20 protein-coding genes are annotated in these 25,754 nt (G+C 66.0%); 9 read left to right on the plus strand and 11 right to left on the minus strand.

What is annotated here, in order from left to right:
- Positions 1 to 20: 20 nt before the first annotated feature.
- On the plus strand, positions 21 to 656 hold the full coding sequence (locus IPG14_RS13920) for a CAP domain-containing protein (protein WP_343392208.1): 636 nt from the start codon (positions 21 to 23) through the stop codon (positions 654 to 656).
- A 181-nt stretch (positions 657 to 837) separates the two neighbouring features.
- Positions 838 to 5,925: a GAF domain-containing protein gene (locus tag IPG14_RS13925; RefSeq protein ID WP_343392209.1), complete on the plus strand. Its 5,088-nt coding sequence runs from the start codon at positions 838 to 840 to the stop codon at positions 5,923 to 5,925.
- 135 nt (positions 5,926 to 6,060) lie between these two features.
- Here the strand turns inward: IPG14_RS13925 and IPG14_RS13930 are convergent, their stop codons facing one another.
- The 4 genes from IPG14_RS13930 to IPG14_RS13945 all read right to left on the minus strand — a co-directional run bounded on the left by IPG14_RS13930 (position 6,061) and on the right by IPG14_RS13945 (position 13,186).
- Positions 6,061 to 6,621: a hypothetical protein gene (locus tag IPG14_RS13930; protein ID WP_343386153.1), complete on the minus strand. Its 561-nt coding sequence runs from the start codon at positions 6,619 to 6,621 to the stop codon at positions 6,061 to 6,063.
- Positions 6,622 to 6,721: 100 nt separating this feature from the next.
- Complete coding sequence (locus IPG14_RS13935; protein ID WP_343392210.1) at positions 6,722 to 10,828, minus strand: hypothetical protein; 4,107 nt, start codon at positions 10,826 to 10,828, stop codon at positions 6,722 to 6,724.
- A 60-nt stretch (positions 10,829 to 10,888) separates the two neighbouring features.
- Positions 10,889 to 11,062, minus strand: a complete 174-nt coding sequence (locus IPG14_RS13940; RefSeq protein WP_343392211.1) for a hypothetical protein — start codon at positions 11,060 to 11,062, stop codon at positions 10,889 to 10,891.
- Between the two features lie 1,080 nt (positions 11,063 to 12,142).
- Positions 12,143 to 13,186: a hypothetical protein gene (locus tag IPG14_RS13945; protein WP_343392212.1), complete on the minus strand. Its 1,044-nt coding sequence runs from the start codon at positions 13,184 to 13,186 to the stop codon at positions 12,143 to 12,145.
- Between the two features lie 134 nt (positions 13,187 to 13,320).
- Between IPG14_RS13945 and IPG14_RS13950 the strand changes: the two genes are divergently transcribed.
- The 3 genes from IPG14_RS13950 to IPG14_RS13960 all read left to right on the plus strand — a co-directional run bounded on the left by IPG14_RS13950 (position 13,321) and on the right by IPG14_RS13960 (position 16,164).
- Entirely contained in the window at positions 13,321 to 13,896 is a 576-nt protein-coding gene (locus IPG14_RS13950) for a hypothetical protein (RefSeq protein WP_343392213.1), read from the plus strand.
- Between the two features lie 235 nt (positions 13,897 to 14,131).
- On the plus strand, positions 14,132 to 15,703 hold the full coding sequence (locus tag IPG14_RS13955; protein WP_343387377.1) for an ABC-F family ATP-binding cassette domain-containing protein: 1,572 nt from the start codon (positions 14,132 to 14,134) through the stop codon (positions 15,701 to 15,703).
- 248 nt (positions 15,704 to 15,951) lie between these two features.
- Complete coding sequence (locus tag IPG14_RS13960; RefSeq protein WP_343386158.1) at positions 15,952 to 16,164, plus strand: DUF2283 domain-containing protein; 213 nt, start codon at positions 15,952 to 15,954, stop codon at positions 16,162 to 16,164.
- 3 nt (positions 16,165 to 16,167) lie between these two features.
- Here IPG14_RS13960 and IPG14_RS13965 read toward each other — a convergent pair whose 3' ends face one another.
- The 3 genes from IPG14_RS13965 to IPG14_RS13975 all read right to left on the minus strand — a co-directional run bounded on the left by IPG14_RS13965 (position 16,168) and on the right by IPG14_RS13975 (position 18,846).
- Complete coding sequence (locus tag IPG14_RS13965; RefSeq protein WP_343392214.1) at positions 16,168 to 16,629, minus strand: DinB family protein; 462 nt, start codon at positions 16,627 to 16,629, stop codon at positions 16,168 to 16,170.
- Between the two features lie 120 nt (positions 16,630 to 16,749).
- A complete protein-coding gene (locus tag IPG14_RS13970; protein WP_343386160.1) occupies positions 16,750 to 18,096 on the minus strand; it encodes an ATP-binding protein in 1,347 nt (448 codons plus the stop codon).
- Positions 18,097 to 18,141: 45 nt separating this feature from the next.
- Positions 18,142 to 18,846, minus strand: coding sequence for a response regulator transcription factor (locus IPG14_RS13975; protein ID WP_343387374.1), 705 nt, complete (start codon positions 18,844 to 18,846; stop codon positions 18,142 to 18,144).
- A gap of 66 nt (positions 18,847 to 18,912) precedes the next feature.
- Between IPG14_RS13975 and IPG14_RS13980 the strand changes: the two genes are divergently transcribed.
- From IPG14_RS13980 to IPG14_RS13990, 3 genes are all read left to right on the plus strand, one after another.
- On the plus strand, positions 18,913 to 19,566 hold the full coding sequence (locus IPG14_RS13980; protein WP_343392215.1) for a TlpA disulfide reductase family protein: 654 nt from the start codon (positions 18,913 to 18,915) through the stop codon (positions 19,564 to 19,566).
- Between the two features lie 151 nt (positions 19,567 to 19,717).
- A complete protein-coding gene (locus tag IPG14_RS13985; RefSeq protein ID WP_343392216.1) occupies positions 19,718 to 20,257 on the plus strand; it encodes an adenylate/guanylate cyclase domain-containing protein in 540 nt (179 codons plus the stop codon).
- A 191-nt stretch (positions 20,258 to 20,448) separates the two neighbouring features.
- The gene (locus tag IPG14_RS13990) at positions 20,449 to 21,531 is read left to right on the plus strand and encodes a hypothetical protein (protein ID WP_343392217.1); all 1,083 of its coding nucleotides are present in this window, start codon (positions 20,449 to 20,451) and stop codon (positions 21,529 to 21,531) included.
- A 21-nt stretch (positions 21,532 to 21,552) separates the two neighbouring features.
- On the opposite strand, the gene IPG14_RS13995 is transcribed toward IPG14_RS13990, so the two are convergent.
- Both IPG14_RS13995 and IPG14_RS14000 read right to left on the minus strand, forming a co-directional pair.
- Positions 21,553 to 22,041, minus strand: coding sequence for an NUDIX domain-containing protein (locus IPG14_RS13995; RefSeq protein WP_343386165.1), 489 nt, complete (start codon positions 22,039 to 22,041; stop codon positions 21,553 to 21,555).
- A gap of 25 nt (positions 22,042 to 22,066) precedes the next feature.
- Entirely contained in the window at positions 22,067 to 22,834 is a 768-nt protein-coding gene (locus tag IPG14_RS14000) for a methyltransferase domain-containing protein (RefSeq protein ID WP_343392218.1), read from the minus strand.
- 143 nt (positions 22,835 to 22,977) lie between these two features.
- Here IPG14_RS14000 and IPG14_RS14005 point away from each other — a divergent pair, with 143 nt between their 5' ends.
- Positions 22,978 to 23,868, plus strand: a complete 891-nt coding sequence (locus IPG14_RS14005) for a LysR family transcriptional regulator (protein ID WP_343392219.1) — start codon at positions 22,978 to 22,980, stop codon at positions 23,866 to 23,868.
- On the opposite strand, the gene IPG14_RS14010 is transcribed toward IPG14_RS14005, so the two are convergent.
- Both IPG14_RS14010 and IPG14_RS14015 read right to left on the minus strand, forming a co-directional pair.
- On the minus strand, positions 23,865 to 25,091 hold the full coding sequence (locus tag IPG14_RS14010; RefSeq protein ID WP_343392220.1) for a hypothetical protein: 1,227 nt from the start codon (positions 25,089 to 25,091) through the stop codon (positions 23,865 to 23,867). The two genes, IPG14_RS14005 and IPG14_RS14010, sit on opposite strands and share 4 nt — an antisense overlap.
- Positions 25,091 to 25,750 (minus strand): zinc ribbon domain-containing protein, encoded by a 660-nt coding sequence (locus tag IPG14_RS14015; protein ID WP_343392221.1) that lies wholly within the window; start codon positions 25,748 to 25,750, stop codon positions 25,091 to 25,093. The genes IPG14_RS14010 and IPG14_RS14015 overlap by 1 nt, the downstream gene beginning before the upstream one ends.
- Between the last annotated feature and the right edge of the window lie 4 nt (positions 25,751 to 25,754).

The following is a 25,754-nucleotide window of genomic DNA, read 5'->3' on the forward strand; positions in this document are numbered from 1 at the left end:
GGGTAAAGCGGGCGAAGCATATGGCTCGACGAACGATCCTGGCCGGCTCGGGGGCCGCCCTTCTTGTGGGCGCCATGCTCATGGTCTTCGCCGGGGCACGCTGGCAGACGGCCCACGCGCTCGCGAATTGCGAAACCAGCACCGCGGCGTTCAGCACTCCTGAACAGAACGTCTTCGATCAACTGAATGCCTACCGGCAGCAGAACGGGCAGCCGGCGCTCAAGGTCTCGCCGAACCTTTCGCGGGCGGCGGCGTTCATGGCCGAGGACCTGCTGGCCAAGGGCTACTGGTCGCATTACGAACCGAGCGGCAGGTCGCCATTCCAGCGCGCCCTGGAATGCGGCTACCCGTCGCAGAACATCGGCGAGAACCTGGCGATCTCGGGGAGCGCGGCAGGGGCAATGACGCTCTGGAAGAGTTCTCCTACGCACAACGCGAACATGCTCAACAGCCGCTGGGTCGTCGTCGGGATCGGCTACGCAGGGGGTTACTGGGCGATGGACCTCGGCGCCGTCGACGACTCCGGCACGGCCGCGACAACGACGGTGACAGCCACAGCCAGTCCGACCCCAACTCCGACTCCGACTCCCGGGCCGGGGCAGCCCTCACAAATACCGATCAAACGCGCCACGCTCCAGATGATCGCCGCGGAATAGCGCCGATTTCACGGGTATCCGCAGGAATGCCACGGATACTCCTCTGGGGCATTTCTTGGGGAACTCCCTGATACTTCACGGGTAAAGACCGGATTAGGATGCGGGGAACTTCCGGATCCCGGCGGGGAGGACGTCACCCGCGACGCTGCCAGGATCCCAGGGGGATTGCATGGGGGATGGTGTGCCAGGCGGCAGACAGGCCGCCGGCGTACTCGATACCGAGGCTGCGAGAGCGGCCCTGGTAGAGGTCAGCGCGTCTCGCGACTTAGAAGCCACCCTGGCCCGCAGCGCAGAGATCCTCCTCCAGCGTTTCGGCGCCGACATGGCGATCACCTATGTATCGCGGAGTGGTCGGCGAATGTTCTGGGCGCCGGCGACGGGGCCCCTCTCAGCCGATTCGATCTTCCCTTCGCCCCAGACCTTTCGCGACTTCGCCTTCGCTGAGCGAGTCAACGCCAAAGGATCGAGCCTCGTGCCAGACCTTGGCCAGATCGAGGCGCGCGACAAGTCACGGGAAGCCGTTTACGCGCGTGGCATCCGCAGCACCATGTGGACGCAGTTGAAGGATGAACGCGGCGCAGACCTGGGGTTCGTCTTCGCCGGCTCACTCGCCGCCAGCGCGTTTTCGCCGCACGACCTGGTGGAGCTGGAAGCATTCGCCGCGGAGCTGGCACTGTTCGCCAGGCCGTCGATCCTCCTGGAAGAACGGGAGGCGGAGCGCGGAATCCTCGAAGAAGAGGCCAATCTGCTGGCAGTTATGGCCGAGGCAGAAACCGAAGAGGAGCTCATGGCACGCGCCGCCGACGGGGTGCGACGGGCTGTAGGGGCCGACCTGGCGATCCTGATGGTCGAGGACCGGCCCAACCGTGAACCCGCCATGCGCTGCTCCCCGCCGGAAGCGCTCGACGCCGCCCAGTGGAAGGCGGCCCAGGCCGCTCTCTCTTCCAGCGAAAACGCATCGATGTCGGAACGCTCCCGTGAATTCGGCGCGTTCACGGTCCGGGACCTCGCGGAAGAGGCCCGGACGCCGATCGAGCGGTTCATGCGGGAGAACCTGCGAATGCGGTCCTTACTCGCTGCCAACCGGTCGCACAATTGGGGCGGGCTCGGCCTCGGTGTCGCTGCGTTGCGGGAGGGCCCCGGCTCCTGGACAGAGAGCGAGAGAACCTTCATCGCCCGCACCGCTCGTGTACTTGAGATCAGCATCGAACGGCTCAGGCGCGGAGTGATTGCCGTCGATCACGCCGTCAAGCTCGAACGGCAGGCGGACCTCGTCGCGACCGGTGCGGAGCTAGTGGAGGCGCTCTCGGCGGCGGGAAACCTCGAACAGGCGTGCGACGTCATCAGCGCCCGCCTCAGGGAGTTTTTCCGTGCCGACCACGTCGCCCTCGGTATCGTCGACCTGAGGCTCAGGACGCGGACCGTCCTCGGGTGCAGTTCGAGCGTCCTCACCAGGGACGAGTTCTCGCCGCGGATCTCCGAAAGCGACGCTGCGAGCTACGCCAGGATGGATTCGGAAGGAGTCGCCGAATGCATCGGCGATCTCGCGGAGCGACCTGAGCTGAACGATGCCTCTGCCAGGGTGTTCCAGCGCGGGATTCGCAGCCTGATGCGTACGCCTTTCCGACTCAGCGACGGGACGCTGAGCACAGTCACCGTGGGCAGCACGGGTGCCGGCCAGTACGGGCCCACAGACGCCGAGGCGTTGCTGGACCTGTGCCGGCCTGTCGGTGTGGCGATCGACCGGGTCCGGCTGCTGTCCACGATCACGTCCACATCCGCGGTGCTGGATTCCAAGACTCGCGTGCTCGCCGCACTCGTCCCGGGAGCGACGGTCGAATCGGTTGGCGCAGTGTTTGTTGAAGAGGCCCTGCATCTCCTGGGCGCGGTACACGCGGTGGCGGTGCTGTTCGACGGAGCTTCGAGCCGGATTGCGGGGATGGCGAGCCACCTCCTCGACGGCGAACGCGCGCCGATGTTCTTCGCGGAAGGCCCCGACGGCGCCGGATGGCCCAAGGGAATGGCCGATGTGCAGGCGCAGGTCATCCCGGACCTCGCGCTGGCCGAACGTTCGCCCGCGGAAGATTACATGCTCGCGGCAGGCGTCCGCAGTGTGATGCGTGCGCCAATCGTCGACTCCGGCGGAAAGGTGCGCGGCATGGTCGCCGCAGGCGCCCTGGCGGCGTTCGCGTGGGACGAGGGTCACCTCGCGACCTTCACCGAACTCGCGCAGTCGCTGGGCCTCGTGTTCGAGCGGACGCAACTGTACGAGGCTGCCGAAGAGCGGGCCGCCAAAGTCCAATCCCTGACCAGGCTGCTCAGCACGCTGAACCTTCAATCGCCGCCGGAAGAGGTTGCGCGACTCTTCGCCAGGCGGGTGCGGGAATACCTGGGCGCCGACGGCGTCATGGTGCATAGCTTCGACAGCGCCGCCGGTCAACGGGTTCGCGTCGCATTCGATGCCCGGGCGGGCCAGCCGCAGACACCGGACCGCATTCCCCTCCAGGATTCGACCGGGTTTCCCGGGACGCTGGAGCAACCACACTCCCGGTTCAGCGCGGTGGAGCCCCAGCACGGCCCCGCCTGGCTCCGCGACGCCGCGACGGCGATGGGATATGGAAGCGCCGTGTGCGTGCGGCTGGATGCCGCGGGCGAGTCGATCGGCATGATCGCTGCGGCGAGCGTCGACCCCGCCGGCATGGGCGAAGACGAACTGGAAATCCTCGCGGCAGTCGCACCCCCTCTCGGGATGGTGCTCGAACGCGCGAGGGCGGTCACGAGCCTTCGCCTCCAAACCCAGCGCACCCAGGCCGTGCTTGATATTCTCGCCGCGCTTGGTCCTGCGGAATCGACCGACCTCATCGCCGGACCTGTCGCCAACGCCCTCCGCGTGATGTACGGCGCGGATCACTGCGCGATCGGCACGATCGAAGCCGGTGCGGTGACCCTGGCCGCGATGGACTCGAACGTCATGAGCACCGCTCCGGGACAGGTCACATCCTTCGAAGCGCTCTGGGGAAAGCTCGAAGCGGGCCCGCCAGACATCCAGGTCGTCACGGATCTCGCGGACATGGACCCGGCGCCGGAGAACTGCGGCGACGACTGCGAGGACCGGATGCGCTCGTCCATGCGGGTCCTCATCGGGACGGAGAGCGACCCTCTCGGTGTCGTCACGGTAGGCTCGCGACAGCCCGGCCGTTTCAGTGAGGTCGACGCCCGCCAGCTCGCCCAGATTGTCCAACCGCTCGCAGTCACTGCCCGCTACTTCCGGAGCCGGCGCGAAACCGCCCAACGGACGGAACGCCTGGAAACCACCAACCGGATCCTCACGCGGCTGAGCGCCGGTGGCACGCCCGAGCACCTTGCCCGCGGCTTCCTGGCCGAATGCCGCCAGCTCTTCGGTTCTCGCCACGCGCTCGCAGTCCAGTTCGATGAGGAAGTCAACACCGGGCGGCTGCTTGCCATCGATACCGACTTTCCTGCCTCGGAAGCGCTCCCCAGCGAATTCGCGCTGGAGGAGATGCACACGGCCCGAATGCTTCGCCAGCCGACCCCACAACTCGTCATCGACTCTCGCAACGAGCCTGCGCCAAACGTCCGCCACTTGCACCTCATCGATGCGGGCGTGTACTCAGCCGTCCGGGCGCCCCTCGTGGTTCACGACCGGGTCCGCGGAGCTGTCTCGCTCTGGGGCGAAGGCGCCGGTCGCTTCACGGATGAGGACGCCGAACTGCTCGGCACGCTCACCAAACCCCTCGCGCTGGCGCTGGAAAAAGCCTCCGCGCTCGAATCGCTCGGCGAAAGCGAGCTGAAGTACCGGTCGCTCGTCGCCCAGGCAGACGAGATGATCTTCGTGTTCGACCCGGTCTCGCTGCGCATCCTCGATGCGAATTCGTTCACGTCGCGCGCGTTGCGTTACGAACCGGCGGAACTCGCCCTCCTCACGCTGGACCGGATCATCCACGCAAGCGTGGAAGGAATCGCCAGGAGCATCGCGACGGCCGTCGCCGACGGCCAGTATCACCTGACCGATGCGAAATTCCTGCGAAACGATGGCTCGACTTTCGACGTCGATGCCGTGGCTTCGATGGTCGCGTTCGGTGGACGCCAGGCGGTCCTCGTCCTCGCCCGCGACATTTCGGAACGAAAAGCGCTCCTCCAGCAGCTGATGCAGAGCCAGAAAATGGATTCGCTCGGGGCGATGGCGGGCGCCGTCTCGCACGACTTCAACAACCTCCTCACGACGATCCTCGGGTTCGCCGGGCTGCTGAAGCGCTCGCGAAACATGGACGCGGAAGAGCGCGAGAACCTGGCGCTCATCGAAGACGCGGCCCGGCGCGCCGCCGACCTCACCGGCCGGCTCCTTTCCTTCTCGCGCGGCGGACTTGTCCGCTTCGGGCGGGTGGACCTCCGCACGGTCGCGGAAGACACGCTCCAACTTGCCGAGCCGACCCTGCACGCAAAACTGGTCGTCACGCGCTCGCTGCCGGACGTTCCAGTGCTCGTGGAAGGCGACGCCGGACAGCTTCAGCAGGCCCTGACGAACATCGTCCTCAACGCGCGCGATGCGATGCCCGAAGGCGGAAGCATTGAGCTCTCGCTCGAGGTCGAAGGGCCGCTCGCTGTGCTCCGCATCACTGATTCGGGCCCGGGCATGGACGCCGAGACGCGCATGCGCATCTTCGAACCCTTCTACACGACCAAGCCGTCCGGTTCCGGCACCGGGCTCGGGATGGCTATCACGTACGGCATCATCCAGGGGCACCACGGCGACATCGCCGTCCAGAGCGCGCCCGGTGAAGGCACCCAGTTCACCATCAGTCTGCCGCTCCTGGAAAACGCCGGAGAGCTGCCGCCCGCCGACGCCTTCAACGCCGGAGAAGGAAACCTCGTCCTCGTCGTCGATGACGACGCGATGGTCCGGCGGGCGACAACCGCGACCCTGACCGAGCTCGGCTACAACGTCGTCGAAGCCCCCGGGGGAACCACCGCTGTCGAGATCCTTCGCGCCCGGCCTGACCGCTTCTCGGCGGTCTTGCTCGACCTGGTGATGCCGGGAATGACCGGCAGCGAGACCTTCCGAGTGCTCACGGCAATCCGGCCGGACCTCCCGGTAGTCGTCTGCACGGGCTACGCCGCGGAGTCGCACATCGATACGGACGTGAAGCGCCGCATCGCCGGCCTCGTCCAGAAGCCCTTCACCGCCGACCGCCTGGCACGCGCGCTGACCGCCGCCGGGGCCATGCCCACACGCGAATCCCGAATTTAGCCCCTAAACCACGCGGACCACGATGTCTCGCGCCGTGGTGTCTCTCCCAACCCGATCCCCACCAGCATCCGAACGGGACAACAAAAAGCCCCGCCGAAGCGGGGCTCTTTGCTTTTCGTTTTGCCGGGTGCCGGGTTAGCGGCTGCGGCGAGCGACGGTCGCGCCACCCACGCCGAAGGCGAGGGCGCCGAGGCCGAGCGCTGCATACAGCCAGCTGGCCGAGCTGCTGCCGGTTGAGGCAACGTTGTTACCGGTAGTCGGCGGCTTCGGAGTCGCGGTCTGCGTCGGCGTGGTGTAGGTCAAATTGACGGTATTGAGCTGATAGTTCGCCCAGGTACCGGTCTCATTGGCCTTCTTGCCACCGATGTAGAACGAGACGACGGCGCCATCGACACCGCAGTTCGGGCTGGCGCCGGGATCCAGGGCCGGGGAGTCGACCGCGTAGCGGGCCTCACCACCAGCCATGAACACCGTCGTCGCGCCACAGGTGGCGCTCCCGATGCGAGCCTCGATAAGCGTCCCGGCTGCCGGGGCGGCTCCATCGACTTTTACCGAGCCGACGAAGCGGGCCGGCGGGTTGGGCGGCGATTCTGCCGAGACGGTGGTAGCGCCAAGCGCACCACTCGCCGCGAACAGGACAACGCCCAAAACCGCAGCAAGCCAACCGCCACCGAGCAACTTGAGAACTTTCGTCATTGTTTGCTCCATTCCTGTCTCACGGCCAATTCAGCTAGCCAACCCCCTCCCACTTCCCCCTCCCCGATGAAGGGGAGGGAGAAGCGAAGAGAGAGCGGTGCTAGTTGACGTTGGACGCGATAGTCCAGGTGACGGACGACGGTCCGGTGATGGCGATCCAGAAGGCGGAGCCGGTCTTCAGCGAGACCAGGTCGTTCGCGCCAGGGACGTTAACCCCGGACGGGAAGTACCCGAGCCACTGCTGCGCCGCGGCGTCCCAGCCATAGATGGCCGTCACGCTCGCCGAGATGTCGTTTCCACCAGGGTTCTTCCCGGAGGTTCCGGTGCCCTTGATGGCGTCGCTGACGCTGATGGCGTCCGCTCCGGCCCAGGTCACCAGGCTCCAGCGGAAGTTCAGCGTGTAGGACGTCGTGTTCGTCAGATCGATGATCTTGTCGAACCCGATGTTGCCTTCGTCGTCGTTCGCGATCGCAAGGACGTTGAGGATGCCGAGGAGGCTGTTCGAGACCTTGATCCAGGCCTGGCATTCATCCGTAGCACCAGTGGCCGCCAGCGAGCTGAGCGGGAATTCCTTGATGCCGGTGGTTGCCGGGTCGTTCTGGAGGGTCGAGAACGTCCAGACATCTGTAGCGAACTGCTTGCCGTCGCTGATGATGGCGTACGGGTCGCTGCTGCCGATGATGATCCCTTCGCCGCTGTCGATCAGGAAGTCGACATTCTCGACGGGGTCGTTGTTGTGGCGGGCGTTGCTCGGAGCAGAACCCGTCATGTTGGCGATGGTGAACGCCGTGCTCTGGTCAGTCATGCCCAGGTAGTTGGTGAAGTTCGCTGCGAGGACGCTGTGCAGGAGCACTGCGTCGAGGCCGGTCGTGTCCGCGCAGAAGCCGTCGCGGTCCATGGCATGGAACACGATGTACTTGTACTGGTCGGTCTCGCCGTTCTCAACGGTGACGTCCTTGTAGCCGCCCCACAGCCAGGTGACCGTGGCAGCGTTGGAGAGGACCGGGAAGTGCTTGCCGCGGAAGTCAGGGTAGTCAACGGTCGCCGTGATGGTGCCCGTGCCGACCTTGTCACCGGTCTTGCAGTGCTTCCCACCCGCAAGCACGTTGGTCGTGCAGGCGGTCAGGTCCGTCTTGAAGTCGCCGTTGGCGCTGACCATGAACTCGCCATGGTTGTCGCTGAAGACGACGAGGTCGCGGGCGATGCTGGGATCGCCGTAGTAGCTGCGGATGAGGCCAAGTTCCTTGACGTCAGTCGAGCCCAGGGACTCGCCGATGCCTTCGGAGTTGGTGCCGATGTAGACGGCATCCCAGTACCAGTAGACACCCTGGCCATCTCCGCCAGGACCGTCGTTTGCCCACGAGTTCCACAGGTAACCGCCACCAGCCACGACGGCCGGGATGAACGGGCTACCAGGGATGTTCTCGATGTAGTACGGGTTCGGGTACACCTGCGAAGAGGTGTTCGCTACGCCGTTGTAGTAGACGTCGGCCTTGTAGACTTCCTTGATGAAGCCGGTGCCGCGGATGGCAACGCTGACCGGTGCCGGCGGCATCGGGGCGTCCCACATGTCGACATCGCCGTCGTCATTCGCGGTGTCGCGGATGAACGGCGGGTTGAGGTTGCTGAGGGCCGCACCGCCCCTACCCTCGGCCGCGAGACCGACGATGTCGAGGAGGCTGAACGGGCCTTCGAACGGCACGTAGCCGGTCGCGTAGAAGATCGGCGTACCGACCGCCGGGGCGGCAGGCAGGCCAGCGGCCGTCGCCGAAGGCGAGCTGCTCGTGTGGACGAACAGGAAGCCGCTGGCGCAGGCCCAGACGTAGTACGGCGTCGTCGAGGCGCCGAAGAAGATCTGCCGGCCGGCCGGGAGGTCGGAGCAGGATGCGACACGGATCGGCGAGTTCACCGTGCTGTTCAGGTACGAGCCCTTGCCCGTGCTGCCCGTGATGACAACCGTGACTTCGATGCCGCCGAGACCAGTCGGGGTGGCAAGCGCGAGGCCGCGGGTGTTGTTCGGGGCGAAGAAGATGTCGTAGTACGGGCGGAACTGCTCAGCGGTACCCGTCGCGTCCGTGCCATCGGCAGGGTCGCCAGGGCCACCGGCCAGCAGCGGCCAGTCCTGCGGCATCACCCAGCGGTTGGCGGGAAGGACGTTGAGCGGGTTGCTCGTGTCGGCCGCGCGGCCCGAAGGGTTGCTGTTCGTGAACCAACCGGTCACGCGGCCGCGGACCAGGAGGTCCTTGGAAACGTTCCAGTCGGTTGCGTTGTCGGCGTCGTCCTTGCTGGCGTCCCACGGGTTACCCGGGGCGTAGTCAGCGTAGTACGAGCTGTTGTGCGAAGGCTTCGAGACCTGCGTCACCAGCGACACGTTGATCGTGTTGATCTTCATGTAGTAGACGACGAAGGCGACCTTCGTGTAGTTCTCGGCGCCGCAGCTGCCCGGGCCTTCGACGACGCAAGAGTAGGCGAAGGCTTCGATGTCGACCTCGCCCGGGTCTTCCGACTCGTAGAGGACGCGGCTGATGCAGTTGTCCTGCGGGTCGTTGTTGATGTCGTCGTCATCGGCGACGCCAATCGACTCGAGCGACTGGCTGTTGTCGCTGGTGCCAACGAGGACGCGAGCCTCATCGTTGCCGTAAATGGCAGCACTCAGGCCGGCGACGAAGTTGCCGGGGCCGGTGCCCTTGATGTACTGGACGCCGAACGTGCCCTGGCCGGTGAACGGGCAGGTGCCGTTCGGTGTCGGGTAGTCGGAGCCGACGGACTGGCCGGTGCTGCCACCGTCGCCGGCGGCGATGCGCCAGTCGTGCTCGAGGATGATGCGCTGGCCAGCCCACGCCAGGAAGACTTGCTTCTCGGCAATGTTCTGGGTCCAGGTGATGCGGACGGTCTCGGTGACCACGACACCACTGCCGCTACCGAGCGGGCCCGGCTCCCAGCCCTGGATCGTGATCAGGACCGACTGGCCGGGAAGGCAGTCGCCAGGCATGACCGCGACGGCCGGCGTGTTACCGACGGATCCGTCAGGGAGGAGCGTGGTGATGCCCGTGTAGGCGGACAGGTTCCAGGTGCCGTTGGAAGTCACGGCCGCGTCGCAGCCGGACTCGCTAACGGTCCAGACGACGCCGGCGAGCGACATCGGTCCCTCTTTGACGCCTGCGCTGTTGATGTGGCTGCCGAGGAAGGCATCGAGGATGTCGACGTCGCCATCGGAGCTGACGTACCGGTACAGGCCGGTGGCCGGGTCGAGGACGACGCCGTAGGACTTCGAAACGTCCTGGAGTGCGCCCTGGCTCACGCCTTCGATCGTCAGGAGGCTGCTCTCGAGACGGTTCCATTCCTTGATGAGGGACGTGTTCGGGAGGTCGTTGTCGTTGATGAACCCGTCGTTGTCGTTCTCATCGCGGTCGGTGTCCCAGCTCGCGTTGTACTGGACGCCGTTGAGGCCAACGTAGACAACGTTGATCTGCTGGTCGCCAGCGTCGGTGCTCACCCAGCTAATGCAGGTGGCATTGAGGAGGCCGGCGGTCGCCGTCGGGTAGGTGGTGAGGCCGTAGCCGCCGGACGAAGTCGCGGTGCTGTCACCGGTGAAGATGCGGACGTCGGTGAAATCCGGGTCCGTATCAATGGTGCTGGCATAGCCGCCGCCGTTGGTGACGACGATGTTCGCGAGCGTGATGCCCGGGAGCAGGACCGCCACAGGGGCGACTTCCAGAGCGTCGGTGTAGTCGCCGTCGCCGTTGAAGTCGAGGCCCGTGTTCTGGGCGACCATGCAGACGGTGTGGCGCGAGCCACGCACGTTGTTGTTGACTTCCTGCTTGGTCACGACGATGTTCGCGGTATCCGACATGTGGCGGAGTTCCGGAACGGCGAAGACAGAGGCCGCAACGGTGATGACCTGCGCGGTGCAGTCGTTGGTCACGGTGGAGTCCGCGAGGTGCGTGTACACCGTGACGGAGCCGCCGGCGGTCGCGTCATCGCTAACGACAACCGTGTGGGTTCCGTTGGCAGTGTCGAGGGCCGTCGTCGGGGTGTTGGTAACCACGGTCAGGCCGCTAACAGCGAAGTCCGTCGCAGTGGTGCCACCCGTGCGGGCGTTGCCGCTGCCGGCGCTAACGTCGGTGCAGTAGGTGAGGCCGGCCGGGATCGTGATGGTCACGGTCGCGTTCTGGCCGGCAGCCACCGTCGGGGTGGTGGCCGTCACGCCGTTAACCGCGAAGGTCGCGGCAGTGGTCTGGCCGGTCTCGGCGCGCTGTGCGGGCCGTTAGCGTCGTTGAAGGCAATGGTGACCTGGAAGGTGCCAGTCGATGTAGCCAGGAATGACGCGCTGGTCGGGACCGGTCCCGGCGGTCGTGGCAACGCCGTCGCCGGTGACCGTCACGGTCGCGGTGCCGGTGGTGCCCCAGTCGATGCCACCGGTGACAGGATCGACTGTCACGGCCTAGCAGTAAACCGCATCGCCGACGGGGAATCAGCCTCCGGATGGCCACCAGATGCGGGTCTGCGTTAACGATACCGCAGGATGAGCCGCGTCTGCACGCGCCTCGTTGCTCCTGCAGGGAAACCGTCGCAAAGACCGCGAAGGCGGCGACAATCGCGATGAGCCACGCGATGCGCTTTCCGCCTACCGTCTGAGCAATTTCCTTACTCAAAATTGTTTACCTCTCCAGTCATTTTGGCCTTAGGCAACGATGCCGTAGCCGTTGTGCTGGTCTGGGGCTTTCGGCCCCTCGCTAATGGGTGTACCGGTGCTTCCGAAGAAGTGGCCGGTTCCGGACTCGCCCGGAGTTGCGGGCAAACGCTTTGTGGGAGCGCCAGGGAGACGCGGAGACGCGGAGTCTCGCGAGTGCTCGGTGGAGCGATTCCACGTTTGGCGAGGTTGCCCACTCGTCTGCCGCCTTGGCCCTGGCGCTATGCCGGGCGGGTCCGGGCTTTCCCTCTAGTTCGTCGAATCGGGTATCAGGTCGTTCTTCGTGGGATGTCTGCCCCTGTCCTTCGCTGGGAAGGACGCGCCGGGCGTCAGGCCACGATGGCACGCCCTCCTTTCGTGGAATGAAGATTCGATTCGAAAGCCCGCTCAACATAAAGCGGGTTCCTCCCGAACGAGGGGAGGAACCCGGTTGAACGGGCGGTTTCGCCGTTTGCATCCTTCACAAGGAAGGAGGGGCCGGAATGGCTACAGGCCAATTCGCCTCCAGAGATGACGCGTACGCCATGCTCCCGCCCGGGCCAGAAGCCCCGGCGTTGGTAAAGTCTTGCGAAAGGTACCGATCGATCCGGCAAGGGTCAATCTCCGCAAACGCGTAGATCGAGACGTCAAACCCCGAGGGGCAGACTCCCGTACGAGGTTTAGAACGCGTGAAGGTGGGCTGGGGTTAACGGGGAATTTCGCGAGATCGATCACGGCGCCGGGAGTGTCTGGGTCGGGGCGGACGTGCGCCCTCATCCCCCGGCCCCTTCTCCCAGGCTTGGGAGAAGGGGAGTGTTGTGCGGCGGTGGGAGATTGTGTGGACTTGGGTCAGGAGACGATGTAGAGGCTCGCCGAGCCGTCTGTCGGCAGTCCGGGGCAGTTGGGTTGGACGCGGGCCTTGCCGATCGCCGTGGTCGGGGGGAGGGCGACCTGCCAGCTGACCTGGCCATCGGCGCCCGTCGCCTTCAGCGGAGCCGAGGCGACGGTGACGTACGCGGCGTCGGTGATGCTGAAACCACAGAGCTTTCCGGCGACGGCGGGGACGGTGTAGATCGTCACGGTCACGGTCGTCCCCGGCTGCGTTGTCTGGGGAAGGACGCCGGTCAGGATCTCCTGGACGACGGGCGTCGGTGTGCTGGTGGGGTACGGGGTCTTCGAGGCATCCGCATCGCAGGAGGTGGCGGGGTTGAAGACGAAGGAGAGCGCGGGCCCGAGTTCGACCCCGGAGGCGGCGCCCGTGGTGTTCGTATGCTGCCGGCCCCAGAAGGGGACACCGGAGATCGTGGCGCTACCGCCGAGCGGCTTGAACAGCCCCGAATCGGGGGGGTTTCCGCAGGCGAGCTGCAAGGCGGTGCGCGCCGACCCGGCCGCGGCGAGGCTCTCGACAGGGGTCTTCGAAAGGCAACTGCTCGATGGGAAGTAGGCGAGCATCGCTTCGCCGTTGGGGGCCTGCGAGATCGCCAGCTCGATCCCGCCGCTCGCCGTGCGCTGGAAGCCGAGCAGGTAGACGGTCATCTCGACGACCCGGTCCTCGAAGGGGCTCAGGCGAGCGGTCGCGTCGGTGACGCCGGCGGGCCGTGACGCGAGGAGGAGCTGGTTAACGGAAGAGGCTTCAGGGGTGCGATCGAAGCCGGCGAGTGCATCGGCAAGCACGCGGACCTCGGTGCGGAGCCCGGCGCATCCGGTGGGAGGCTGGGGTGTCGACGTCGCCTGCCCGGGAGTCGAAGCCCCGCTGTCTCCGGCGATGGCCGGCATGAAGGCGCGCCGGACCAGGGTGGGCGCGGGCGAATCGGCCGCGGCGGCGAAGCCAAACGAACCGGCGGCGAGGATGAGGCCCAGCAACGCCAGCCCGAAAGTGTGAATTTTTCGCATGAAGGCCAGTGTCGGCGTGCCAGGCGAAACAGGGAACCGGGTTTTCCCCGAGTTACGTAAAACACAGCCGTTCCGGAAAGGCCCGTGAACGATGTGTTTTGCCGGTAGCGCACGCCTCCCCGGAAACTGGGGAGATGCATGGCGTTGGGCTGAGGGAACTGGTCGCACTCGGGATCCTCGGCCTCGCGCTTGGCTTCGGCTTCATGTTCTTCGACCCAACCTCGACCGGGAACGACGGAAAGTGGCCGGCGACCGTCTCGCTGGGCGAACCCGTGCCCACGCGAGACCCCTCGACGCCGGCCGCGACCGCGACCCCTGTCCCGGTGCGGGAGCTCAAGGAACCGGGCGGGAGCTGGTTCCTCAGCTATTACGCGCGTTCCTCGACCGGGAGCGAGTTTCGGGCCGCGCAGGGATTCGTCGAACGGCTCGCGATCGATGAAGCGGGCAAACCGTTCCCTGATTTCACGGACGATGCGTGGCGCGTGGAAGCGAGCCAGCAACTGACACTCGAACCGGGCCGCTACCGCTTCGGCCTGGAGACAGACGGGGTCGTGACCGTGATGGCCGGCGACAAAGTGGTGCTGGAGGCACAGGACAGTGCGACTGCCCAACGGCGCGAAGTTATCTTCGATCACGCCGGTGGAAGTGTTGTCGTCCTTATTAATGCAAGGGACATGGGCGGGCCTCTGCGCCTCAAGTGGGCCGAGTGAAGGACCCTGCCCGGCTCCTGCGGCGAGGTTCTGGTACGCTTGTTGTTATGGATACCCAGCGCACGAAGGTCCGGACCGAGAGACCACAGCCGGCGTGAGCCGGCCCGGCGGCGCGTAAGCCCTGGGGCCTCGAACCTCGCACCGCGGCGGACGTATGCCAGGCGCACCGACACATCCGGATTCGTCCTCCTCGCGCCATCGAGCCGAGGCCACGCTGGGAAGTAGCTACTGTTTCATGCTGTACGCCGAAAACGTCACCAAGTCTTTTGGTCCCGTCGATGTCATTCGCGACCTGAACTTCATCGTTGGAGACGGCGAGCACGCGGGGCTCGTTGGCCCGAACGGTGGTGGAAAGTCCACCATCCTCCGGTTGATCGCCGGCGAGCACAAGGCGGATTCCGGGGCGGCCGGATACCGTGGGGCCTCGCTCGGCTACCTGCGCCAGGAAGCGGGCCTGAAGGACGAGAACACGCTGTTGCAGGAGCTCTGGGAGGCGTTCCCCGAGGCGCGCGCGATTGAACTCCAGCTGGAGGACATCGCCGCGAAGATCGAGCGGGGGGACGACGGCCTGGACACGCTGATCGAGCAGCAGGCGCGTCTCTTCGAGCAGTTCGACGCGATGGATGGATACCGCATCGAGGCGCGCATCGGCCGCGTCATCAGCGGCCTCGGCTTCAAGCCATCGGACCGGGACAAGCGTTGCGGCGACTTTTCCGGAGGGTGGCAGATGCGCATCGCGCTCGCGAAGGTGCTCGTCCGCCGACCGGAGAACGCCCTCCTGGACGAGCCGACGAACCACCTGGACGCGAAGACCCGCGACTGGCTCGCCGAAGAGCTGCAGGACTGGGATGCGGCCCTGCTCATCGTCACGCATGACGGCGCGTTCCTGGACAAGGTAGCGACGCGTATCTTCGACCTGCGCGACGGCAAGGTGGACCCTTACCCGGGCAACTACACGGCCTATCAGAAGCAGAAGGCCGCGAGGCTCCAGGCGCAGGACCAGGCGGCGGCCCGCCAGGAACGCGAGATGGGGAAGCAGGAGCGCTTCATCGAACGGTTCCGCGCGAAGGCGACGAAGACGACGCAGGTGCAATCCCGCGAGAAGCTGATCGCGAAGGTGGACCGCATCGAGCGGACCCGCAAGGACGCCGAGGTGAACTTCGTGCTCACCTCCCACGGGCGCACCGAACGGGATGTGCTGATGGTGAAGCACCTGGGCCACGCGTATGGCGACCACCTTGTGCTTGTCGACGTGAACATGCACATCGAACGCGGCCAGAAAGTCGTCTTCATCGGGCCGAATGGGAGCGGCAAGAGCACCTTGCTGCGGATCGCTGCCGGGCTCATCGCACCGACCGAGGGAGCGATCGAGTGGGCCGAACGTGCCCGCCCCGGTTACTACGACCAGCACCAGGACGAAGCCCTCGATTACGACCGGACCGTACTCGAGGAAGTGCGCTCAGTCGCCGGCGGCGCTCCCGATGTGAAACTGCGGACGGTGCTTGGCCAGTTCCTTTTCACCGGCGACGACGCTTTCAAGCCAGTCCGCGTGCTTTCGGGTGGCGAACGCAGCCGGGTCGCGCTGGCGAAATTCCTCATCCAGCCGACAAACGTCCTCCTCCTGGACGAGCCGACGAACCACCTTGACAAAACCACGCGGCGAAAGCTGATCGAGGCCCTCCAGGGCTACGACGGGACGATCATTTGCGCGAGCCACGACCCGGGCATCGTCGATGGCATCGCGACTCACGTTTACGAAGTGAAGGATCTCGGCGTCCGGGAGCTGCTGCAGATGCGAAAGGGGTAGATGTGGAGACCACTCGCTACTTCGAGGAGCAGGTGCTGCCCCCCAGACCTTACCTTCCCCAGAAAAGGGGGAAAAAAAAAGTTGGGGGGGCCCCCCAATTTTTGGGGGGAAAGGGGGGGGGGGGGGGGCTGGAGGCGAATAGAGGAGCTTGGGGGCCGATGGTTGCGGGTCGTGACGCTGGAAGACGGAAAGACGATCCACAACGCGTTTCCGGACCGGGGGTTCAAACTCGACCGCGGTGAGTCCAAATGAAGCTGCACTACTATCCAGAAACGAAGTCACTCTATATCGAACTCGCGCCCGGCGCGGCAGTTGACGCAGTCGAGCTGGGGGAGGGCCTTGTGGCGGATATCGACTCAAAGGGCCGAGTCGTAGGCCTCGATATAGACAACTCATCTAGCTACGTCGACCTGTCCAGCTTGGAAACAGTCGAGATTCCGGTGCTGCCCACCGCCTCCTGACACCTACGCCCGCGCCTGCCGAATCTGGGCAGCGTGTTCGTGCCCGTGGGCAGCGTAAATCTCCAGCCAACGGTCGATCGAATAGCGGCCGCTTTCCGTGTGCCAGCCCTCTCTCGCCCAATCCGCCTCGCTCAGCCGATCGAGGATGTTCGCGGTGGTTTCGCGAGCGGCCCGGAAGGCCAGGAGCGAGGGCTCGATTGGCCGCTCCCCGTACCACAGCGTTTTCGCGTACCGGTCTTCGTCGTATCCCCAGATCACCGGGTTGGACTCGGCGACGAGCTTGCGCAGGCGAAGGGCCGAAGTCATCTCGCTGTCGGCAAGGTGGTGGACGACCTGTCGCGGCGTCCAGCCATCGGCGTCGGCATGGTCGAGTGCTTCGGGGGCGATGCCGGAGAGCGCCTCTTCGACGGCCGAGTAACCGAGGCGGTAGCGGGCGATGAGTTCGAGCCGGGCTTGCGTTTCCATCGCCAGACGATACCCGGCCGGCAGGCGCCTGTGGCGCGCCACTCCGAGACGTTCCGCACCTCCATGTGGCTGCGGCGAAGGCTGCCGGTATCGCACCGGTCCCACCCGGGCACGCGCGGGTCAGCGCTTGCCCACGAAGACCTTCGGCAGGCGGACCGTGAAGAGGGCGCCTTCGCCCGGGGGGCTTTCGACTGTGGCCGTGCCACCGTGGGCGCGCACCAGGTGCTTCACGATGGCGAGCCCGAGCCCGACGCCCGCGGCGGAACGCGACGCCTCCCCCTTGTAGAACCGTTCGAAAACGCGTGCCAGGTCCTGGTCGGGGATGCCGGGGCCTTCGTCCTGCACGCAGAGAGCCACGACCTCGCCCTCATCCCGCATCCAGACGCGCACCGTCGAACCGCGCGGACTCCACTTGGTCGCATTGTCCAGCAGATTGCTGACGACCCGGAGCAATGACGCGCGGTCTGCCTCCACGGCGATGGGATCGCTTTCGCAAGCGATACGAACCTCTGCTGGCTCAGTGCGGGTGCGCAGGAGAGAAGCCGATTCGGCCACGAGGGCAGAAAGCTCGACCATCTCCGGGTTGAGGGTGATCGCACCGGATTCGATGCGCGAAAGGTCGAGCAGTTCATTCACCAGTGACGTGAGCCGCTCCACCTGCTGCCGTATGCGGCGCAGGAACTCCGGGGCGTCTTCGGCGTCGACACCATCCTCCATCGTCTCGACGAGGGCGCGGATCGCGGCCAGGGGCGTGCGAAGCTCATGCGAAACGTTGCTAAGGAAGTCCCGACGGACCTGGTCGACGCGCTGCACTTCGGTGAGATCGGTGAGCATGAGCAAGACCGACCAGTCGCCGCCGTCGGGAATCGGAAGGGCGGCGGCGCGCAGGGAGACCCGGTCCGGCCCAAAGGCCACAACCGAAGCCTCACCCGTCCGGCTCGCGATAACGCGCCGGACGAGTTCGTCAAGTTCGTAGTCCCGGGCAGACTCGATGAACGGGCGTCCGACGGTTTCGGCCATTCCACTGCGGAACAACTCGACCGCCGCGGTGTTGAGGAAGCGCACGGACGTGTCGGGGGCGAGCGCGACCATCGCGTCGCTCGATGCATCGAAGACCGCCTCGAGCCGGGCATGTTCGGCGGCGACGCTCTCGAAGAGTTGCTCGATACGGCCGGCCATCAGGTTGAAGGCACGCGTCAGCTGTCCGGGGGAGCCGTTCGCGTCGGGAACCCGCAGTGCGAGCTCACCCTCGCCAATATGCCCGGCCGCTTCGGCGACGTTTCGGACCGCCTGGGCGGGGCCACGAAACGCGAAGTAGCCGGTCAGGGCGCCAGCCAGGGCCAGGCCGGCGACGGTGGCAGCAGCGAACGAAAGGCTTCCGTTGTCTTCGATGAACCCGGCGACGCCGGCTATGGCCGCAGCGAGCAGTCCCACGGCGGCGCCGCGAAGGGCGAGGTCACGCCTCACGAAGGAACTCCAGGAGATGCAGACCGGGCGCCGCCGGCCGTTGGGCTAGCCTTCGAAGAGGTACCCGCTACCGCGGACCGTCTTGAGGCGAGTTGGATTAGCCGGATCGGCCTCAATCTTTTGCCGTAGCCAGCGAATGTGGACGTCCACCGTCCGGGGACCGCCAAAGAAATCGTAGCCCCAGACTTCATCGAGGATTTGCTCCCGGGAAAAGACCCGCCCCGGATGTTGGAGAAAGAATAGCAGGAGTTCGAACTCCTTCGGCTTCAACCGCAGTATGGCTCCGCGATAGGTGACCTCGTGGCGCTCGCGGTCGACCTGGATGTCGCCTGAGACGAGGAGAGAGGGCCCTGTGTCCGGAGCTGCGCGCGGCCCGGAGCGGCGAAGTAGCGCCCGCACCCGCGCCATCAACTCGCGCATGCCGAAAGGTTTCGGCATGTAGTCATCCGCGCCCGTATCGAGTCCGGCGACACGGTCGCCTTCGCCACCGAGGGCTGTGAGCATGATGATCGGGACATCGGAATCGCGCCGCAGGAGGCGGCAAACCTGGATCCCGTCGAGCCCTGGGAGCATCACATCCAGGAGGATGAGGTCGGGGTGCTGTTCGCGGGCGACTTTCAAGCCGTCGTCACCGCGGTTGGCGGTGATGACCGTGTAGCCCTCGCGCTTGAGGCTGTGAGCGAGCGTGAACAGCAGGGACTCTTCATCTTCGACTACGAGCACTCGCGACTTCGCCGGGGCAGTAACCATCACACCCTATGGTAGCGCCCGCCGTTAACAGTGAATGAACGCAACGTCCTGCTACCATCGAAGACAGTGGAACCAGATACCGAAACGAGCCCATCGCCCCCCAGGCCGGCTGCGCCGGCGCGCACGCTGCTCGGGTATTTTGCCCTGGTGCTGGCCGTCGCGCTGGCGGTCGGCGCGGCGACCTACCTGTTCGCGTCCGGCGGCGAAGACGACGACTCGGGCACGGGCGGGCTGGGGCTGGAGAACCCCTATCCCAACACCGGCCCTATCGACCCGAACCGGCCCAGGGAAGGTGAGAAAGCGCCCGATTTCGCCCTCGCGGACGCGCGGGACACCTCGAAGGTGATCAAGCTTTCGGACTTCCGCGGCAAGGCCGTGATCGTGAACTGGTACGCGAGCTGGTGCGGCCCTTGCAAGAACGAAATCCCGGCCCTGATCAGAGCCCAGGAGGCACTCGAGGGGCAACTCGTGGTTCTCGGTGTGGACTTCCTCGAGTCGAGCGGCCCGGCGACTTCGATCCTCGATTCGTTCGGAGCGACGTACCCGGCCGTGCTCGATGCCTCTGGCTCGGTGGCGGAGCACTACCGCACCAGCGGCGGGGTGCCCGTGAGCTTCTTCATCGACAAGGATGGAGTGCTGCGCGCGACGCGTCGGGGCGAGCTGTATGAGAAGGACCTGCCCGGCTTCCTCGCCCAGGTCGGCCTCGAGTATTCCCCCTAGCGCCCAGGCGGGCTCGATCGAATTCCCAGGATGACCGGCAGCCGGCCGCACTGTGAAAGCGATCACTGTGCAGCGTGGCGTTTCTGCCTAGATTGGGTGTGCAGTCCGTCCGGGAGACTCTCCCGAGGACCGGCACGGGAGACGAACCGCCTTGAACACACCAACCCTCGCTGCGGAAGGGTCCTGGGAACTCCGGCCGACCGGCTGTGCGATCCTGTTCATCGACATCGCCGGGTCGCTTCGCATCACCCGCCAGCTGGGCGACGCGCGTGCCTACCATGTCCTGAAGTTCCTCTCCAACGCCATCCGCCCCGCCGAAACCAACACGGGCCGGGTCGTCCGGTCGCTCGGCGACGGGGTCCTGCTCACCTTCCGGACCGTCGATGAAGCCCTGGTGCATGCGGCGACGGCCCAGAGAGAGGTGGCCCGGTGCAGCCCATCGGATATCACACTGAAGATCCGCTGCGGAATCCACTGGGGGAATGTCATCCAGGCCGACGGGGATATCTTCGGCGTCGCGGTCTACCTCGCCAGCCGCGTGACCAATCATGCCAACGGCGGCGAGATCCTGCTCACGGATGCGGCCCATGAGGCGAGCGGGCGGGGGCCAGACGTCTTCATTGACTTCGGGCCGACGCTGCTGCCCGGCTTCGATGAGCCGGTCCGGGTGTTCGAATACCTCTGGGACTAGGCTGTGGCGGGGCCGAAGGGGTGCGCCGCGCCCAATTGACATGCTTCGGACACGAAGCATAATGCCGCCCACTACAGCGTGAGGCGTGCGCGAAGTGCCATCGTCCCGGAATCCCTTCCGGCGGCAGTTCGAGGCGGGACGCGTCCACGCGCGAGCCAGAATGTCCAGTACACCAGGCCCGGGTGGTGCGAATGAGCGGTGAACGCTTCTGTACGCAGTGCGGTGCGGCTGCAGGTGAAGGCCTGAGGTACTGCACACAGTGCGGCAACGCCATCGACCAGGCGGCCCCCGTCACCGCCGATGAACATCGTCTCGCCGCTCCCGCCTCTCCAAGTCCTGGCCCGCCCGGCACAGAGCAGGCCTCGCCCCTCCCATGGAAACGGCTTCTCTGGTTCGGGGTGTTGCCGCTGGCCGCGCTCGCGGGCTCACTTGTCATCGTGCTCTGGTTGACTGGTTCGAACGACAACACGGAGGAGCCGGCCGGCTCCCGACCTGCCGGTGCGAACGTGCAGCAACGGACGCCGACCCGAAGCTCCGCGAGCGCCGCGCCATCCGCGGGGGCAACGCTACCCCCGGCGACATCGCAAGCGGGATCGGCCAGCCCGACATCGCCCGCCGGAGCGACGGTCATCGGCGCAAGCCCGACTTCCGGCGCGACGGCGGCGGCGGGGTCAAACCCTACCCAGGCCCCGGCGGCTGCGACAGCCACGCCAGCGCCCACGAACACCCCGCCACCCACTGCGACGAACACGGCCGTGCCGCCCCCAAACCTCATCACGGGAGGGGGATTTGAATCGGGCGCCCTCGGAGCGCCATGGGGCACCGGAATCTATGAGCCGAACGCAGGTGGCATCTTCTGGGGTTCGGCGGATGCCACCGCTGAGGTGGTCCAGGGCGACACTCGAGGCGCATATTCGCTCCGCATCACCAACCGCACGGCCGCGGCCCCGCACGTCTACCGTACGCTCGCCCGCAAAGTGGGTGTGAGCGGAGGTCAGCAGCACTGCTTCACCGCCTGGGTGAGGACGGAAAACGGCACCTCCGGGATGCTCTCCTTCCGGTTCAACGACTCGTGGTCCCAGGCCCTGGGTATCGGGACCGGGTCGGCCGCGTGGCGGCAGCACGCCTACACGTTCGTCGCCGAGGACAGCAACATCGATGTCCGCATTGTCTCTGAGAACACCGGAATCGCGTGGGTTGATGACCTGGAACTGACGCTAGGGGCCTGCAAGGTCTCGAACGGCGCCGTCGCTCCGGGGGCGAATCCCCGGTAGCCCGGCCCGGATCGCGAGCGGTCAGATCCCAACGGTGACGGGGTTCGCCGGGTACTCGCCGCGCAGAAGCGGCGCGAGAAGTTCGGCGAAATTCCCTGGTACGAGCGTCTCGTCATGAGACCGCAACTCTTCGAGCGTGAACCAGCGATGCGTATCGAGGAACTCACGTTCCGCCTCTTCGTGGTTCTCGGTCGAAATCTCGAACACGGCCGTGTGGACGACGAAGTACGACTCGACCTGGCGAAGCATGCCGGTTCCCCAGCGAAAGGTATGGTCCCGCTGCCAGACGCAGGGGCCCACCTCCGGATCCAACAGTCCTGTCTCTTCAAACAGCTCCCGGCGGACGCAGGCGAGTTCGTCCTCACCCTCCTGGATACCGCCACCCGGCGCGATCCAGATGAACCGGCCAACACGGCCCGGTACCTTCGCACGGAACAACAGCGTCCGGCGAGCATCGTCGATGACGACAGCCCGGGCGGCATAGCGTGCGGCGGGAACGGGTTCGCTCACGGTCGCAGCATAACCTCGGCTGGTTTTAGGCGGGCTTCACCGCCCGCATCACGCCTATCGGGATAGTGAAGCCCCACGGGTCCGTCCGGACCTCGAAGGCGGCGCGGATAGCAGGGTTCGCTTCTGCGAAAAGCATCTTCAGCATTGCGACTTTCTCCGGCGGCGTCTGCATCCGCTTCACCCAGTCGGCTCCATCGAGCACGAGCGGGAAGCGTTCAAGCATTTCGGGAGCGAAGCCCGCGGCCGCCAACATGCGCATCCACTCGGAACCCTTGTAGTCACGCACGTGGGAGGAGTCACGAAGGAACTCGACGGCGTTGAAGAATGTGTCGAAGGCGGGGTCCTCGGGAGCGACGGTGTCGGAGATGAGCATCAACCCGCCTGGCTTCAGCACGCGAAATGCCTCGGAGAGGGCGCGGCCCGGGTCGCTGTAGTGGTGGGCACTGACACGGCTCGTGACGACATCGACGCTCGCCGACGCGAACGGCAGTTGTTCTACATTGCCGACCCGGAACTCCGCGTTGGAAAGCGACCGTTGAGCCGCGAGCGCGCTGGCGGCCGCGACCATTTCGGGGGTGACATCGATGCCGATGACCTGTGCGGCGTGGCGGGCGCAGGCGAGTGCGGTGTGTCCCGGCCCACAGCCCAGGTCGACCACCAGTTCCGTCCCTTCGAACCCGCAAGAACTCACGAGGAGGGCGAGATCCGGCCCGGAGGCATGGAAGGAACTGTTGATGTAGGCCTCGGCTGTCGGGCCGAATTGCTGCTTCACCCGTTCGGTCACACTCGACATTTCGATCTCCGGTCTCCGAGCGCGCGGCTCGCTGACAAATCTTTCACCACTGCGGCGTTTGGTTGCCAGCCAGCGGCGCCGTCACTGGTGCATGCCAGCATCACTGTTGCCGCCGCCGCGATCCAAGATATGCTTCTCATCGATTGGATAGCCAGAAGGCATACGTGGAACTGCACCATCTCCGCTACCTTCGTGCCGTGGTCCGCACCGGCTCGGTGACGGCCGCCGCGGAAGCCGAATTCGTCGCCCAACCGTCGGTGTCAAAACAGCTCCGGGCCCTGGAACAGGAGCTTGGCGTCCCGCTCTTCCACCGGGTTGGCCGGAGAGTCGTGCCCACCGGGGCGGCGCTCGCATTGGCCGATTGCGCGGACCGCGTCTTCGACGAGATAGCGACGACGATCGCGGCAGTTTCCGGGCCTGAGTCACCCCTCGGGGAGTCGCTCCGCATGTGTGCGACGGAGACGGTGAGCGACAACCTCCTGCCGCGAGCGCTGGCCGAACTGGGGCGACGCCACAGCCGCTGCCACATCCTCGTCGAGATGCTGGGCACCGACGACGCCATCGAGCGCGTGCTGGCCGACGAATTCGACCTGGCGATCGTGGTCCTCCCGCTGGCCGATTCGCGGCTGGACATCCACTCTCTGCTGACCGAAGAGGTGCTCCTGGCGGTTGGCCCGGGACACCGCTGGGCCTCCTTCGCCAGTATCGCCTTGCGGGAGGTCCTGGAGGAGCCGGACTTGCTGCTCTCGATGCCCGGCCTCGGGTTACGCTCGATGGTCGACGAGGCGGCGCGCGACGCGGGTGTGGAGCTTCGGACAACGTTCGAACTCCGTTCCCAGCAGGCCATCCTCGCGCTCGTAGCCTCGGGCGGCGGGATCGCGCTCTCGCCCCGCATGAGCGTAGCTGGCCGGGACGACGTTACCGCGCTCAGGATCGTGCCCGAGCTAAACCGGCAAATCGGGTGGATTCGCCGCAAGGGGCGCCACCTGCCCCGCATCGCGGAGGAGCTACTGGGACTTCTCGTCTCGCCTTAGCGAGCAGCAGCCCCATTGGCCACGACACCGTTCGGGACCTTGCACCTCCCAGGCGTGAGGACGAGGTCGTCAATGTGGGCGGTCCCGGTGTTCTCTGAAACGATGCGGACATCGATGTTGTTGTCTTCGGTGACGAAGCTGTGCGCGTACTGGCGCCACTCCGGCGAACCTGCCTGCGTCCCCAACACCTCTCCCCAGGAGTCGTTCAGGCGGAATGTGAGCATGCCGCCGGTCCCGTTCTCCGTCCGAACCCAGACCGTGAAGCAATGGTCGGCTTTCCCCGCGACCGGCACTTTCTGCGAGAGCGTCCGGTAGATGTTTCCTTTGACCGGCGAGCGGTTGACGATCTGGAGGTGACGCCCACCGGAGTGTCCCCCGCCGACGACGGCAGCTTCCGCCTCGGCGGCGCCCCAGAAAATCCCTTGCGGGCGAGGTTCGTAAATGCCGGTCCCCCATGGTGCACTCAATCCATCTTCGAACCCGCCGTTGACGACCAGGTTCGTAAAGACGGTGACGGTCGCCGTTGCACTCCCGGACTTCGCCTTCAGCGAAGCCACGCCGTTCTCGCTCATCGTCAGCGTGATGCCGCAGACCGCCTCACGCCCGTTCACGTCGCACTCGGCAGTCGACCTCCCGCCCTGGACCTGGAGCTCCTGAAGGGAGATGTTCGCCGGGCCAGACACCTCGAACACCACACCGAACGCCCCCGACTCGATGCCTCGCACAACCAGCGTCAAAGGAAACGGCCGGCCGGCGACGGCGAAACCCTCGACCGGTTCGAACGCGACCGAAGGGTCCGAACTCCCTGCCGGCTCGATGCCCGGCGTCGTCCACGGGACCGTGAGTGTGTCGATCGGGTCCGTGATGACATCCCGGTCTTCCATGGCTGTCCCGGACGCTCCACCTGCGCGCCGGGAAATGTCCGTGATCCCGCTGACCAGCTGGGGGACCTGCTTCACGGCGTCGGCGATGCCTTTGTGCTGGTTGAGTTGTCCCTCGGTGTGCTGGCGTTGCAGCTCTTCGAGTTCCGCGGGTGATGCGTCTTCAACGGTCCGCGCAGCCCGCGATGCGTCCCTGGCGCCGCCTGCGGCATCGGCAATCCCTTTGCCGACGGCTACTCCTGCGTAGATCGTGAGTCCGACCCCCAGCACGAGGGGACCGTAAACCAGTATCCCACCGGCCGCGATCATCGCCTTTCCAATCAGCCATCCGATGACCGGCATCAGTTTGTCTCCCCCGGGTGGTACATCTGAGCGGTGAAGAACCTGTCCCCGAGGTACGTGACCAGGAGGGCAGACTTGCGATAGAAGAACGCGGAAGAATCGGCATAGTCCGAATCCATATCCAGGGCGACGCCGGCCTCACCGAGGAGTGCCTCGGTCTCGGTTCGCGAGAGGTCACGGTGAAGCTGCCCGGGCGACACCGAGAGCCGGCGCCCGGGAACAAACCCGATTTCGCCGCTCACGTGGCCGGTCTCCACACCGTCAACGAACCTGAGCCCGATCGCCTCATCCGGGTAGTACCAGAGCTCAACCCGGTGGACCTCCTCGCCGGGACTGATGGGGCCATCGGCCAGCACCCAGAACGCGGGCTCGCCGCGACTCGCGATTGCCGACGCCTGCGCGGCCGAGGTGAATCCGTCTGTCTCGTCGCCGGCAGTGAAGAACCCGAAGGCGATGCTCAGCAACGCGGCCGCACCGGCGAGGGCGACCAGCACCCACGGGCGAAGCGGAAGGCGGGCCAGCTTGAGGCTCGCGCGGGAGGCGACCACAGGCGCGGGCGCGGGCGCGGCGGCGGGCGTCCCGCCGACGCGGTTCCCACACTGGCCACAGAAGACGGCTGCAGCCGCCAACCGGGCACCACAGAACACGCAGAACGCCATCGTC

Source organism: Candidatus Amarobacter glycogenicus (assembly GCF_016704105.1).
Taxonomy (GTDB): Bacteria; Chloroflexota; Dehalococcoidia; order Tepidiformales; family Tepidiformaceae; genus Amarobacter; species Amarobacter glycogenicus.

Coding starts and splice junctions, on each gene's coding strand:
- IPG14_RS13950 (WP_343392213.1), top strand. CDS start 13,321: ATGCATGGCGTTGGGCTGAGGGAACTGGTCGCACTCGGGATCCTCGGC.
- IPG14_RS13965 (WP_343392214.1), bottom strand. CDS start 16,629: ATGGAAACGCAAGCCCGGCTCGAACTCATCGCCCGCTACCGCCTCGGT.
- IPG14_RS14015 (WP_343392221.1), bottom strand. CDS start 25,750: ATGGCGTTCTGCGTGTTCTGTGGTGCCCGGTTGGCGGCTGCAGCCGTC.
- IPG14_RS13975 (WP_343387374.1), bottom strand. CDS start 18,846: ATGGTTACTGCCCCGGCGAAGTCGCGAGTGCTCGTAGTCGAAGATGAA.
- IPG14_RS13960 (WP_343386158.1), top strand. CDS start 15,952: ATGAAGCTGCACTACTATCCAGAAACGAAGTCACTCTATATCGAACTC.
- IPG14_RS13920 (WP_343392208.1), top strand. CDS start 21: ATGGCTCGACGAACGATCCTGGCCGGCTCGGGGGCCGCCCTTCTTGTG.
- IPG14_RS13930 (WP_343386153.1), bottom strand. CDS start 6,621: ATGACGAAAGTTCTCAAGTTGCTCGGTGGCGGTTGGCTTGCTGCGGTT.
- IPG14_RS14000 (WP_343392218.1), bottom strand. CDS start 22,834: ATGTCGAGTGTGACCGAACGGGTGAAGCAGCAATTCGGCCCGACAGCC.
- IPG14_RS13955 (WP_343387377.1), top strand. CDS start 14,132: ATGCTGTACGCCGAAAACGTCACCAAGTCTTTTGGTCCCGTCGATGTC.
- IPG14_RS14010 (WP_343392220.1), bottom strand. CDS start 25,091: ATGCCGGTCATCGGATGGCTGATTGGAAAGGCGATGATCGCGGCCGGT.
- IPG14_RS13945 (WP_343392212.1), bottom strand. CDS start 13,186: ATGCGAAAAATTCACACTTTCGGGCTGGCGTTGCTGGGCCTCATCCTC.
- IPG14_RS13990 (WP_343392217.1), top strand. CDS start 20,449: ATGAGCGGTGAACGCTTCTGTACGCAGTGCGGTGCGGCTGCAGGTGAA.